Below are 12,839 nucleotides of genomic sequence, written 5' to 3'. Positions count from 1 at the left end.
CTGTTGGGTGGGGTCTTTTTCTGGGGGGGGGTGCTCGTGTATGGTGTCCGCGGCTTGCCTTTCGTTGGGGGATCTTGGGCTTGTTTTTTGCCTGACCGAAAAGACCCCAGGCCCCCGCGCCCGACCAGGCCCCCGCGCCCGACCACATCCCCCCCCGCCCCCCGTCACCGCCCCGAAGGGAACCCCCATGCTCGTCCGGATCGACCAGGAGAAGTGCTGCGGCGCGGGAAGCTGCGTGCTCGCCGCCCCCGAGGTCTTCGACCAGCGCGACGAGGACGGCATCGTCGTCCTGCTCGACGCCCGCCCGCCGGCCGGCCTCCACCAGGCCGTCCAGGACGCCGCCGGGGTCTGCCCGGCCGCGGCGATCACCCTGGAACACGCGTGACCGCTGCGCGCGAGGTCGCCGTCGTCGGGGCCGGCGCCGCCGGACTGCACGCCGCCGAGGCGCTGCGCCGGGCCGGCTACGACGGCCGCCTCACCCTGATCGGGGCCGAGCACGAGCCCCCGTACGACCGGCCGCCGCTGTCCAAGCAGCTGCTCGACGGACAGTGGCAGCCCGAACGGCTGGCCCTGCGCACCCCCGGCGCGCTGGAGGAGCTGCGGCTCGACCTGCGCCTGGGGGTGGCCGCCGAACGCCTGGACCGCGCGAGCCGCACCGTGCACCTGTCCGACGGGAGCCGGGTGCGCTGCGAGGCCGTCGTCGTGGCCACCGGCGTGCGCCCGCGCCGGCTGCCCGGCTCCGGTGGGACCGGGCCCGGCGGCGAGGCCCCGCTGCCCGGCGCCCACGTGCTGCGCACCCTCGCCGACGCCCTCGCCCTGCGCGAGGAACTGCGGTCGGGCGTAAGGCTGTTGGTGGTCGGCGGCGGGCTGCTCGGCGCCGAGGCGGCGGCCACCGCCGTCGGCCTCGGGGCCGAGGTGACCTGGCTGGTCTCCGCCGCCGCCCCGATGGCCGCCGTCCTGGGCGCCGAGACGGCCGCGCTGCTGACCGGGCTGCACCGCGAGCACGGGGTGCGGATCCGGCGGGGCGCGGCCGTCGAGGTGCTCCGGCGGCACGGCCGGGCGGCCGGCGTGCGGCTGGCCGACGGCTCCGAACTGGCCGCCGACGCCGTGCTGATGGCGATCGGCTCCGAGCCGGCCACCGAGTGGCTGGCCGGCAGCGGGGTGGCGCTGGAGGCGGACGGCGGGGTGTCCTGCGACGCCCACTGCGCGGCCGGCCCCGGCGTCTGGGCGGCGGGCGACGCCGCCGCCTGGCCCGACCCGCGCACCGGCCGGCGCCGACGCCTCGAACAGCGCACCAACGCCGCCGAACAGGCCCTGCACGCCGCCCGCGACCTGCTGGCCGGCCCGGACGGCACCCGCCGCGCCTACACCCCGGTCCCGTACCTGTGGACCGACCAGTACGGCCTGCGGGTGCAGGCCTTCGGCAGCCCCGGCGCCGCCGACGGCTTCGAGGTGGTCGACGGCAGCCTCGCCGAGCACCGCTTCGCCGCCGCCTGCGTGCGCGGGGGCCGGGTCACCGGCGCGGTGGGCATCGCCGCCGCCCGGGCCCTGCGCACCCTGCGCGCCCAGGTCGAGGCCGGCGACCCCTGGCCGCCCGTCACCCACCGGGAGGCCGCGCCGGTCGGCTGAGCGGTACGCCCTCCCCGGGCGGGAGGGCGTACCGGGCCACCCCCTCGCCCGGCGGCCTCGGGCGGTCCCCGGGCACGAGCCGACCCGGCGGCGCGGTGCGCAAATCGTTACATTGAGGACATTTGGCAGCTGTGCCAGGCACCGTGCGTCCATGCAGAGAAGGCCGACCGCCTTCGGAAAGGGTCCCCATGCGCCCCGCCCTCAGCCCCGCCGTCCTCGCCGAACTGCGCCGGCCCAGGCCCTACCCGGCGGTGTCCATCCTGATGCCCACCCACCGCCGCGAACCGGACAACGCCCAGGACCCGGTCCGGCTGCGCAACCTGCTGGCCGAGGCGAAGGAGCGGATCCAGGCCGACCCCGAGGTCTCCCGGGCCGGCCGGATCGACGTCATCGCACAGCTCGACCGGGCCCTCGCCGAGGTCGACCTGGTGCACGCCGAGGACGGCCTCGCCATCCTGGCCGCCCCCGGCGAGCACCGGGTCTGGTCGTTCGCCCGCACCGCCCCCGCCCGGGTGGTCCTGTCCGACACCTTCCTCACCCGCAACCTGGTCTCCGCCCAGGCCGCCGAACGCCCGTACTGGGTGCTGGCCGTCGCCGCCGACCGGGCCGTGCTGTGGGGCGGCGACCAGGAGCGGGTCGGCGAGGAGAGGATCCACGGCTTCCCGCTGGCGCGCGCCTTCTTCGACAACCCCGACCCGGAACGCCGCGAGCGCATCGGCGACACCCCCAGCACCTTCCGCGACGAGGAGACCAAGACCTTCCTGCGCCAGGCCGACAATGCGATCGGCAAGGTGCTGGCCGCCGACCCCCGCCCGCTGTACGTGGTCGGCGACGCGCCCGCGCTCGCCCTGCTGGACGCCGCCGGGCCGATCGCCAAGGAGGCCACCGCCCAGATCCCGCACGGCGGCCTGGCCCAGGCCGACGTCGAGACCGTCCGCAAGGTGGTCGAACCCGCCGTGCGCGCCCACGCCGAGCGCGAGGTCGGCGACACCCTCGCCCGGCTCGACAAGGCCCGCGGCCGCCAGGAGTTCGCCGCCGGCCTCGACGAGGTCTGGCGCGCCGCCGCCGAGGGCCGCATCGCCCTGCTGGCGGTCGAGGAGAACTTCCGCACCACCGTCCGCGACGACGGCGACCACCTCGTCCCCGCCGAGGCCGACGAGCCCGGCGCCCGCGACGACGTCGTCGACGAGGTCATCGAACGCGCCCTCGACACCGGCGCCCAGATCACCTTCGTCCCCGACGGCACCCTCACCGACACCCGCGGCATCGCCGCCGACCTGCGCTTCTGACCAGCCCCGTGCCGCGCCCGGACCCCGCACCGCCCGGGCGCGGCGGCCTCCGACTCCCTCGACGCCGAGTCGACAAGGCGTCAGAACCGATGCGGACCGTGATCCACCGGAGCCCGCCGCCGCCCGCCGGTGCGCGGGAAACGGGTTGGGCCCGGAGGGCGCGGGCTGCTACGGTCTGCGCAGCCGTGAGAAAAACGCGAGGAGGTGAGACCCATGAAGGCTGGAACCGGGTGGGTGCTCCCCCTTGTCGTCACGGTGGGCGATTGACGTTGGTGTCGCCCGGGAGCGCCCCAGACGAGGCACTTCCGAAAGGCAACACCATGGACTCTCCCCGTACCGCCCCGAACACCCCTGCCGTGACGCGGGTCTCGGACACCGAATGGCACGCCGTCGAGGACGGCCGGGTGGCCGGCCGCGCCGACGCCTCGCGCCGGCCCGACGGACGGCTGTTCGTCAGCATCGACGCCTGGCACGACGCCGCCTTCGACCGCCTCGCCGCCGCGCTGCCGGCCGACCTGCCGGACCCCCTGCACACCATGGTCGACGAGACCGACCAGGACGCGCTGTCCGCCTGGCGGCGGGCCGGCTTCACGCCGGTGCGCCGCGAGTGGGGCTACCTGGTGCCCACCGACCCGCGGGCCACCGGGCTCGGCCCGGCACGGCCCCCGGCGGGCGTGACGATCGTGCCCGCCGGCCGGGCCGAGGAGGGCCCGCTGCGCGCCCTGGAGCGCGTCATCCACGACGAGGTCACGGCCGGCGCCGGCTGGCAGGCGGTGCCCGCCCAGGTGCTGCCCCGCCCGGCCGGGACCTTCGTGGTCGACCCCGCCGGGTACGCGGTGGCGCGCCAGGGCGAGCGCTACGTCGGGCTGATCCGGGTGACCCCGCCGCGCCGCCCGCGGATCGGGCTGATCGCCGTGCGCGCCGAACTGCACCGCCGGGGCATCGCCCGGGCGCTGCTGGCCCACGCGCTGGACGCGCTGCACCGCGACGGCACCGCCACCGCCTGGGCGGAGGTGACGGAGTCCGACCGGGCCGCCACCGCCCTGTTGGAGGGCATCGGCGCCCGCCGCGCCGGCAGCACCCTGGAACTCGTCCGCCGCTGACCCCCGCCCCGCGGCCGCCCCGGCCGTACCGACCGCACGGCCCGCACGGCCCGTACCGACTGCACCGCCCGTACCGACCGCACCGAACGTACTGACAACGAAGAAGAGGTGAGGACCATGACCAAGACGACGAACGGCATCGAAGTCGAAGGCACCGTCATCGAGTGCCTGCGCAACGCCAACTTCAAGGTGGAACTCCAGAACGGGCACGTCGTGCTCGCCCACATCAGCGGGAAGGTCCGCAAGAACCACATCAAGATCCTCCCGCACGACCGGGTGCTCGTGGAGCTCAGCCCCTACGACCTCACCCGTGGCCGGATCCGCTACCGCTACCGCAACTAGTACCGGTGGCAAGGGTGGCCCGGCACGCTCCCCCGTGGCGTGCCGGGCCACCAGCGGTTCTGCCGGGCCGACCGGCCCGGGCGCACCGCAGTGTCACCTCGTGGAGGATGCCAGGGCGCGCGGCGGCCGTGTTGTCACTGCGTCGCCACTTCCTTGGCAACGCGTCTACGTGCCGTCCGTGCCGCTCCCGGCCAGGGCGCGCCGGCGGTGTTCGCGGGGCGAGAGCCCGTAGGCGGCGCGGAAGGCGCGGCTGAAGTCGTCGGCGCGGGGCAGGCCCCAGCGGGCGGCGACGGCGTGCACCGGGGTGGTGCGGTGGGCGGGGTCGGCGAGGTCGCGGCGGGCGCGTTCCAGGCGTTCGGCGCGGATCCAGGCGGCGAGGGTGCGGCCCTGGGACTGCCGGGTGAAGACCCGGTGCAGGTGGCTGACCGAGACGTGGTGGGCGGCGGCGATCACCGCCGGGGTGAGCTCGGGGTCGTGGAGGTTGCGGCGCGCGAAGGCCCGCACCTGCCCGGCCAGCGCCCGGTGCCGGGCGTCGTCCGACAGCTCGCCGGCGGCGTCCAGCTCCCCGGCCACCCAGGCCGCCACCAGGTCGACGGCGACGCTGCCCAGCCGGGCCGTCTCCGCCGGGCCCAGGGCGGCGGCCTGCCGGTCCAGCCCGACCAGGAACTGCGCCAGCAGCGCCGCCGACCCCTCCCGCACCGAGAACCCCCGGCCCAACAGCTCGCGCAGCCGCTGCGGGGGCAGCGGCAGCAGCGACACCGGGAAGTCGATGCCCACCGCCTCGGTCCGCTGCTCCCCGCGGCCGGCGGCGGGCGCCCCCAGGGCCCGCACCTCGTACGGGTGGGAGCTGTCCGCCAGGTAGAGGTCACCCCGCCCGAAGGTGCGCTCCCCGGTGCCGCGGCTGAGCGAGAGCCCGCCCGCGAGCGGCATCGTCAGGTGGTACACCTCCGGGTCGGTGCGCCGCACCATCGCGGCGCTGCGCCGGAACCGGGTCGGCGGGAACGAGGATCTCAGGAGGGTCACCGGCCCCAGCTCCAGGCGCCGCATCTCCGCCCGGAAGTCATCGGCGTGGACGCTGGTCATCTCGCTGGCCCGGGTGCGCCCGATCAGCTCCCGCCAGCAGTCGAACCGCTCCCGCGCGGGCACACCCTCCCCCCGGAACACGCTCTCCGCTCCCGCGGCCACCTCGCCGCCTCCCTTCCCGCCGCGCCACCCGGCCCGGCCGCTGCCGGACCGTCGACCGTAGCCGATCCCGGTCCGGATACCCGCCCGGGCCCCTCGCCAGGGCCCCGCCAGGGTTCCGCCGGACCGGGGCCTAGGGGGCGAGCAGGGCGCAGACGAAGTCCTCCTCGACGGCCCGCAGGTGTTGCAGCAGGTCGGGGTTGCCCGCCTGGTTCACCTGCTCGGTGACGGAGAGGGTCAGACTGCGCCGCCCGTCCGGGGTGCCGACGCCGAGCTGGGTGTAGCCGGCGGTGTTGCCGGTGTGCCCGTACACCGTGCCGCAGCGGGTGCTGTACTCGAAGATCGCCAGCCCGGCGCGGTTGGCGCCCGGGCCGGCCGGCTCGGAGGCGCCCGGGACGAAGGCCCGCTGCTGCTCGCGGGTCGCCTCGCCGATCAGCGGGCCGCCCGCGTAGCCGGCCGCGAAGGCGCTGAAGTCGGCGGGGGTGGAGACCAGGCCGCCGGAGGCCCAGGCGCCGGAGGCGCCGAACTCGGTGCTGACGTCCCGGGGCGCGGCGGGCGGCTGGAGGGCGTAGCCGTGCAGGTAGGGCCTGGGCAGCCGGTAGCCGGCGGGCAGGCTGGTGTGGTCGAGCCCGAGCGGCCGGTAGACCTGGGAGGCCAGCAGGTCCTCGTAGCGCTGCCCGGTGGCGGCCTCGGCCATCAGGGCGACGGCGATGTTGTCGGAGTTGGAGTACTGGTAGCGGGTGCCGGGGGCGAACTCCAGGGGCCGGTCGGCGACGAAGTCCAGCAGGCGCCGGGAGTCGAAGACGTGGTGGGGGTCGGTGCGCAGCAGGTCGCCGAAGTCCGGGGCGGTGCTGTAGTCCGGCAGGCCGCTGGTGTGCTGGAGCAGCTGGCGCAGGGTCACCGCGCCCCAGGCAGCGGGCAGCGAGGGCAGCCGGGCGGCGATGGTGTCGTCCAGCCCGAGCAGCCCGCAGTCCACCAGCCGCAACGCGACCGCGCCGCTGAACGCCTTGGCGGCGCTGGCCAGGCGCATGTGGTCGCCGGCCCGCGGCGGGCGGTCGGTGCCGAGCCGCGCCACCCCGGCCCGCAGCACCCGCACCCGCCCGTCCTCGCGCAGGACGGCGATGGCCCCGGGCGGGCCGTCGGGGCGGTCGACCAGCGCCTGGAGCCGGGCCCGCAGCGCCCGGTCGTTGTCCTCCCGGCCGCCGTTCCCGGCTGCGGCGCTGCCGGCGGGGGCCAGTGCCAGCGCGGCGGTGAGCAGGGCGGTGGCCGCCGCCCGCCGGGGGCGGCGGGTCGGCGGGCCGGGGTGGGAGCGCAGCGGCATGACGGGGCCTCCGAAGGGGCGACTCGGCGGGTCGGCGGTGGGACGACGCGGGGGCGGCGGTCGACGGCCGCCGCCCCGGCGGCAAGGGATCACCGGCCGGCGGGTCCGGGAAACGGCCGCGCGCCCGCTGTGACCCGCCTGGTCGAGCGGCGCCGACGCGGCGTCGATGCGGCGTCGACGCGTGCCGACGCGGCGTCGACGAGGCGCTGACGCGGCGTCGACGCGGTGCCGGGCCCGCGGGCTCAGGCCTGGAACGGCCCCTCGTCGACGAAGGTGCGCAGCAGCCGGGCGAAGACCTCGGCGTCGGCGGCCGGCCAGGAGGCGAGGGAGTCCTCGATGCGGGCGGCCAGGCGGTCCCGGGTGGCCCGGACGGCGTCGTGCCCGGGGTCGGTGAGGACGAGCAGGGTGGCGCGCCGGTCGGCGGGGTCGGCTTCGCGGCGCAGCAGGCCCGCCTCCTCCAGGCGGTCGGCGCGGCGGGTCACGGTGGTGCGGTCCAGTCCGATCTCGCGGCCGAGGTCGGCGGCGCTGCACGGGCCGGTGCGGGCCAGGCCGCTGAGGACGGGGTAGGTGAGTTCGTCGACGGCCTGCCCCAGGCCGTCGGTCAGCTGGGCGTGCAGGCCGGTGCGGGTGCTGCGGCGCAGCAGCAGTCCAAGGGCCTCGGCGATCTGGTGTCCGGTCGGATTCGTCACCCCCTCAGATTAGCGTGCATCGGGCACGCTTTTCGTGTAGCGTGAGTTGCGTGCTTGAGGCACGCATCTGAAGTCCGTGCTCACCCCTCCGGAGGAATCCCGTGCGCCACACCGACATCACCACCGCCCTGACCGACCTGCTCCTCACCCCGGGCCTGGACCTCCACGAGGCCGCCGACCGCCACTTCGCCCCCGACTACCGCCAGCGCACCGACGGCCGCTGGGACGACCGCGGGCAGTTCCTGGCCCACATCGCCCACCTGCGCACGGTCGTGGCCGACGGCTCCGTCGAGGTCCACGAGGAACTCTGCGACGGCGCGCGCTACGCCGACCGCCACACCATGACCGTCACCAAGACCGACGGCTCCACCGTCCGCATGGAGGTCTACCTCTTCGCCGAGTTCGCCCCCGACGGCCGCTTCCGCCGGATCGAGGAGACCACCCTGCTGCTGGAGGGCGGCGAGCACGACCGGGACCTCGGCAGCGCCCGCTGACCGCTGACCGCTGAGCGCTGAGCGCTGAGCGGCCCGGCCCGGCGGGGGCTCACCGGCCCCCGCCGGCCCCGCCTACCGGCCGCTCGTGTCCAGCCCCCCGCCTGCGGCCGCTCGTCCAGCCCCGCCTACGGCCGCTCGCCCGCGCCCTCGGTGTCGATGTGCGGCAGGACCCGGTCCAGCGGGCGCGGCGTCCACCAGGCCGCCGGGCCGAGCAGGGTCATCACCGCAGGCACCAGCAGCAGCCGCACCACCGTGGCGTCCACCAGCACGCTGACCGCCAGCCCCAGGCCCATCATCTTGATCACCACGTTGTCGCTGACGATGAACGCGGCGAACACACTGACCATGATCAGCGCCGCGCAGGTGATCACCCGGGCGGTGATCTCCAGGGCGTGCGCCACCGAGTCGTGGCTGCGCCCGGTGCGCAGCCAGGCCTCGTGGACGCGCGAGAGCAGGAAGATCTCGTAGTCCATGCTCAGCCCGAAGACGATCGCGAACATCATCATCGGCACATAGCTCTCGATCGGGACCTTCCCCGCCACCCCGAGCGCCGGCCCGCCCCAGCCCCACTGGAACACCGCCACCACCACCCCGTACGAGGCCGCGATCGACAGCAGGTTGAGCACCGCCGCCTTGACGGCCACCAGCAGGCCGCGGAAGACCGCCAGGATGATCAGGAACGCCAGCGCGACCACCACCGCGATGATCAGGAGCAGCCGGCCGGAGACGATGTCCAGGAAGTCCACCTGGGCCGCGGTGTTGCCGGTCACGTACGTCTTCGCACCGGTGCCGGCCACCGCGTCCGGCAGCACGGTGTCCGACAGCCGGTTGACCAGGTCGGTGGTGGCCCGGTCCTGCGGGGCGCCCGCCGGGACGACCGTGGCGAACAGCACCGCGCCGTCCGGACTGGTCTGCAAAGGGGTGGTGCTCGCCGCGCCGGGCAGGCCGGTGAGGGCCTGCTGCACCGCGCCCTGCACCCCCGCCCGCGATCCGGCGGGCACGGCGCTCTGGTCGACGACCACGGTCAGCGGCCCGTTCGCGCCGGGGCCGAAGGCCTGGGCGACCAGGTCGTAGGCGCGCCGGTCGGTGAAGCTGGTCGGATCGGCGCCGTCGCCGATGTGGCCCAGCTGGATCGAGAACAGCGGGATCGACAGCACCCCCAGCGCCACCACCCCGGCGACCAGGTACCGCCAGGGCCGCGCCTCGACCCGCCGGGCGTAGCGGTGCCAGCTCCCGCCGCCCTCCCCGCCACCGCCGGCCTCGGCGATCGGACGGCGCACGGCGAACCGGTCCATCCGGCGCCCGATCAGCCCCATCAGCGCCGGCAGCAGGGTCAGCGCGCCGAGCACCGCCGACACCACCGTGACCGCCGCCGCGGCCCCCAGCTTGGCGATGAAGGAGATGCCCGACACCGACAACCCGGACAGCGCGATGATCACCGTGCAGCCGGAGACCAGCACCGCGCGTCCGCTGGTGGCCACCGCCTGCCCGGCCGAGGCCACCGGGTCCACCCCGTCCATCAGGTTCTGCCGGTGCCGGGTGAGCAGGAACAGCGCGTAGTCGATGCCCACCCCGATGCCGATCATCGTCGCCAGCGTCGGCGCCACGGTCGCGAACGTGGACAGCGCCGCCACCAGCCCCAGCGCCCCCAGCCCCACCACCGCCGCGACCAACGCCGTCAGCAGCGGCAGCCCGGCCGCGACCGCACTGCCGAACCCCACCAGCAGCACCACCACCGCCACCGCGAAGCCGATCACCTCGCTGGAACGGTCGTCCGCCACCGGCCGGGCCAGCTCACCCAGCGGCCCGCCGTACTCCACCTGCACCCCGGCCCGGCGCAGCGGCGCGACCGCGGCGTCCACCCCGCCCAGGTAGTCGCGGCCCAGCAGGGCGGGCGTGGTGTCGAAGCGGACGGTGATGTACCCGGTCAGCCCGTCGGGGGCCAGCGGCCCGCCCGGCGGGGCGGCCTGACCGGGCGGCGGCAGCGGGCTCTGCGCCCCGATCACGTGCGGCAGCTGCTGCAGCGAGGCGACGGCCTGGGCGATCTGCGGCTGGAAACCGGCCAGCTGCCCGGCGTCGTGCAGCACCACCTGGGAGCTGGTGCCCGCGGCGGCCGGCTCGTGCGCCCGCAGCACGTCCCGGCCCTGCTGCGCCTGGGTGCCGGGCAGCGAGAAGTCGTCCGAGTAGGTGCCGCCGACCGTCCGGTTGGCGGCCTGGACACCGGCCAGGGCGACGAGCCACAGCACGATGACGACCAGTGAGTGGCGCGCGCACCACTCGCCCAGGCGGCGCAGCGCCGCGCGCCGGGCGGCCGGGGGGACGGCCGGGGGGACACGGCGGGCGGACGGCGGCATGGACGGCTCCCGGGGGTCTCCTTGCGCGGTGGCGCGCCGAACCGGCGCAGTGTTCCCGGCGGGCCGCCCCCGGCCGTCCGTACCGGCGGGTAGTCGCCCCGACGGCGGTCCGCCCGCCCCGCCCGCGCCGCCGTCCCGCCGCGGTTCACCGCTGTCACACCGCCGTTCACCGCTGTCCACGCCGTCGTTCACCGCCGACTCGCCGCGCGGTACCGGCGAGTTGGCTAGACTGCCCCGGCCCGATGTGATCAAGAAAGGACAGGGATGAGCATGGGGGGAACCTGGATGACCGCGACCGAACCCGACCCCGCGGAGCCGGCGTCGCCGCAGATCCGCCAGGACATCCCGCACAGCGCCCGGATGTACGACTACTTCCTCGGCGGCAAGGACAACTTCGCCGTCGACCGCGAAGCCGCCGAGCGCGTCCTGACCGTCTTCCCCACCATGCGCACCGCCGTGCGGGCCAACCGCACCTTCATGCACCGCGCCACCCGCGCCCTGGCCCGCCGCGGCCTGGACCAGTGGCTGGACATCGGCACCGGCATCCCCACCTCGCCCAACCTCCACGAGGTCGCCCAGGCCATCGAGCCGCGCGCCCGGGTGGTCTACGCCGACAACGACCCCGTCGTGCTGGCCCACTCCCGCGCCCTGATGACCAGCACCCCGCAGGGCCGCACCGCCTACGTCCACGGCGACGTCCACGACCCCGCCTCGATCCTGACCACCCCCCAGGTCGCGCAGACCCTCGACCTGACCCGGCCGGTGGTCCTGTCGATGGTCGCCCTGCTGCACTTCGTCCCGGACCTCGACGACGCCCACGCCATCGTCAAGCACCTCCTGGACCCCCTACCGGCCGGCTCCGCCCTGGTCCTCTCCCACGCCACCGCCGAACTCGACCCGCTCGGCGCGCCCAAGGTCCAGGAGATCTACAACCAGGCCGGCACCTCCCTGCGGCTGCGCCCCGAGGCCGAGTTCGCCACCTTCTTCGAGGGCCTGGACCTGCTGGAGCCGGGCATCGTCCCCGCCCACCGCTGGCACCCCGACGGCACCGACGGCACCGCCGAACTGCTGCCGGCCGACGTCACCGACGCCCAGGTCTCCTTCTACGCCGGCGTCGCCCTCAAGCCCTGACCCGGCTCCGCCGGCACGCGCGAGGGGCCCGCAGCGACGCCGCGGGCCCCTCGCACGTCCTTCGGGCTCAGCCCTCGACGGTCGAGACGTGCACCCCGTACACCGGCCCGGCCGGAAGCTCGGCGAGGCGCCGCTCCTGGGTGGCCGTCAGCCTCCGCACCAGCAGGACGGCGAGCAGGACGGTGGCGTCCGTGCGGGGGGAGCGGTACGGGGCGGGCGAGGACATCGGTGAAGGGCTCCAGGGAACGGACGGACCGGAATCGACGGGGCGTCACCCTAGGGCCCGGACGTTCGTTCGTACAGTCCTTTTCGTCAACGGCCCGGCCGCCGCCGGGATCCCGTCCGGGTGACGCGGGGCGGTTCCCGCCCCGGGCCCGGCCCCGGTCCGGTCTCCTGGGGCGGCCGACGGAACCCGCCGTCGCCGCACCGGGCGCCCCGCCCCGGAGGAGGAGTCCCGTGCCCTCGCCCTGTGACCCCCAGTACGCCCCCGCCGGCGACGTGAGCGCGGCGCTCATGGTGATCGACTCCCGGCTCAAGGCCCTCTACGACGGGCGGACCGAGACCGACCCGGAACACCGCAAGATGGTCGACCACCTCGCCGCGTCCATGGGCCCGGACGACTTCAGCGCCCTGCTGGAGGGCGCCTGCACCCTCATCTACCTCTACATGAACTGGCTGCGGACGGCCTGCGAGGACCACGGCAAGGACGTCATCGAGTACGTGGTGCCGACCCTGGTGGCCACCATGCGCATGATGCCCAGGACCTTCCGCCCCGAGGTCATCCCCACCATGGCGGGCCTGCTGGTCGCCGCCGGCAGCGGCCTGAGCCCCAACCTGTGGCGCGCGCAGTACGGCCCGTGGACGGACGCCGAGATGAACCCCCTGGAGGCCACCGCCACCCTGCTCGCCGAGTACGTCAACCGGATCTGCGGCGACGACCAGGAGTTCGCCACCCGCCTGATCACCGACGCCCTCTCCCGGGCCGACGAGGACGAGGACTGACCGGGGGAGGGCTGACGGGGGCTGACCGGGGGAGAGGGCTGACGGGGGATCACACGGACTGACCAGCCCTTCTCCAGGGCCTTCGCCCTCCGCCCAAAAATATACCTGGGCGAAGGTATATGGCTGGAAAGCCACGGTGAAGGCAGTTGATGGCAGGAGTTATGTCAGCTGGTCACTAAAATACCTTCCCAAAGGTATGTAGATCTCCTAGCATCGCTGCGATGCATGCCCCCTTCGGTCCGTGTCACTTGTCGGAGGACTCGTCGTGAAGCCTGAGAGCGCAGCCGTCCGTGCCCAGGAGCG

At 75.4% G+C, this 12,839-nt stretch carries 13 protein-coding genes; 8 read left to right on the top strand and 5 right to left on the bottom strand.

Translation table 11 applies throughout. The annotated features are described in order from the left end of the window. The first annotated feature begins 187 nt into the window (after positions 1 to 187). The 5 genes from ACZ47G_RS24545 to infA all read left to right on the top strand — a co-directional run bounded on the left by ACZ47G_RS24545 (position 188) and on the right by infA (position 4,363). A complete protein-coding gene (locus tag ACZ47G_RS24545; protein WP_465745974.1) occupies positions 188 to 385 on the top strand; it encodes a ferredoxin in 198 nt (65 codons plus the stop codon). Further along, positions 382 to 1,629, top strand: coding sequence for an NAD(P)/FAD-dependent oxidoreductase (locus ACZ47G_RS24540; protein ID WP_465745972.1), 1,248 nt, complete (start codon positions 382 to 384; stop codon positions 1,627 to 1,629). Before ACZ47G_RS24545 ends, ACZ47G_RS24540 begins: the two co-directional genes overlap by 4 nt. Before the next feature lie 188 nt (positions 1,630 to 1,817). Beyond that, entirely contained in the window at positions 1,818 to 2,918 is a 1,101-nt protein-coding gene (locus ACZ47G_RS24535) for a baeRF3 domain-containing protein (RefSeq protein WP_465745970.1), read from the top strand. A gap of 320 nt (positions 2,919 to 3,238) precedes the next feature. Next, the gene (locus ACZ47G_RS24530) at positions 3,239 to 4,021 is read left to right on the top strand and encodes a GNAT family N-acetyltransferase (RefSeq protein WP_465745968.1); all 783 of its coding nucleotides are present in this window, start codon (positions 3,239 to 3,241) and stop codon (positions 4,019 to 4,021) included. Positions 4,022 to 4,138: 117 nt separating this feature from the next. Next, a complete protein-coding gene (gene infA / locus ACZ47G_RS24525; RefSeq protein ID WP_188306513.1) occupies positions 4,139 to 4,363 on the top strand; it encodes a translation initiation factor IF-1 in 225 nt (74 codons plus the stop codon). Between the two features lie 165 nt (positions 4,364 to 4,528). Here the strand turns inward: infA and ACZ47G_RS24520 are convergent, their stop codons facing one another. The 3 genes from ACZ47G_RS24520 to ACZ47G_RS24510 form a co-directional block, all read right to left on the bottom strand. Next, entirely contained in the window at positions 4,529 to 5,548 is a 1,020-nt protein-coding gene (locus tag ACZ47G_RS24520; RefSeq protein WP_465745966.1) for an AraC-like ligand-binding domain-containing protein, read from the bottom strand. A 130-nt stretch (positions 5,549 to 5,678) separates the two neighbouring features. Then, positions 5,679 to 6,866 (bottom strand): serine hydrolase domain-containing protein, encoded by a 1,188-nt coding sequence (locus ACZ47G_RS24515; RefSeq protein ID WP_465745964.1) that lies wholly within the window; start codon positions 6,864 to 6,866, stop codon positions 5,679 to 5,681. A gap of 242 nt (positions 6,867 to 7,108) precedes the next feature. Further along, entirely contained in the window at positions 7,109 to 7,555 is a 447-nt protein-coding gene (locus ACZ47G_RS24510) for a MarR family winged helix-turn-helix transcriptional regulator (RefSeq protein ID WP_465745962.1), read from the bottom strand. Positions 7,556 to 7,656: 101 nt separating this feature from the next. Here ACZ47G_RS24510 and ACZ47G_RS24505 point away from each other — a divergent pair, with 101 nt between their 5' ends. Continuing rightward, positions 7,657 to 8,049: a nuclear transport factor 2 family protein gene (locus ACZ47G_RS24505; protein WP_465745960.1), complete on the top strand. Its 393-nt coding sequence runs from the start codon at positions 7,657 to 7,659 to the stop codon at positions 8,047 to 8,049. 125 nt (positions 8,050 to 8,174) lie between these two features. On the opposite strand, the gene ACZ47G_RS24500 is transcribed toward ACZ47G_RS24505, so the two are convergent. Further along, on the bottom strand, positions 8,175 to 10,403 hold the full coding sequence (locus ACZ47G_RS24500) for an MMPL family transporter (protein WP_465745958.1): 2,229 nt from the start codon (positions 10,401 to 10,403) through the stop codon (positions 8,175 to 8,177). 285 nt (positions 10,404 to 10,688) lie between these two features. Here ACZ47G_RS24500 and ACZ47G_RS24495 point away from each other — a divergent pair, with 285 nt between their 5' ends. Next, the gene (locus ACZ47G_RS24495) at positions 10,689 to 11,534 is read left to right on the top strand and encodes an SAM-dependent methyltransferase (protein ID WP_465745956.1); all 846 of its coding nucleotides are present in this window, start codon (positions 10,689 to 10,691) and stop codon (positions 11,532 to 11,534) included. Between the two features lie 67 nt (positions 11,535 to 11,601). Here the strand turns inward: ACZ47G_RS24495 and ACZ47G_RS24490 are convergent, their stop codons facing one another. After that, a complete protein-coding gene (locus ACZ47G_RS24490) occupies positions 11,602 to 11,760 on the bottom strand; it encodes a hypothetical protein (RefSeq protein ID WP_465745954.1) in 159 nt (52 codons plus the stop codon). A gap of 230 nt (positions 11,761 to 11,990) precedes the next feature. Here ACZ47G_RS24490 and ACZ47G_RS24485 point away from each other — a divergent pair, with 230 nt between their 5' ends. Next, positions 11,991 to 12,536, top strand: a complete 546-nt coding sequence (locus ACZ47G_RS24485) for a hypothetical protein (protein WP_380457829.1) — start codon at positions 11,991 to 11,993, stop codon at positions 12,534 to 12,536. The last annotated feature ends 303 nt before the right edge of the window (positions 12,537 to 12,839 follow it).

This window comes from Kitasatospora sp. NPDC030952 (genome assembly GCF_055571335.1).
Note: the sequence above shows the minus strand (reverse complement) of the source record. Positions and strands in the feature narration are given on the sequence as shown.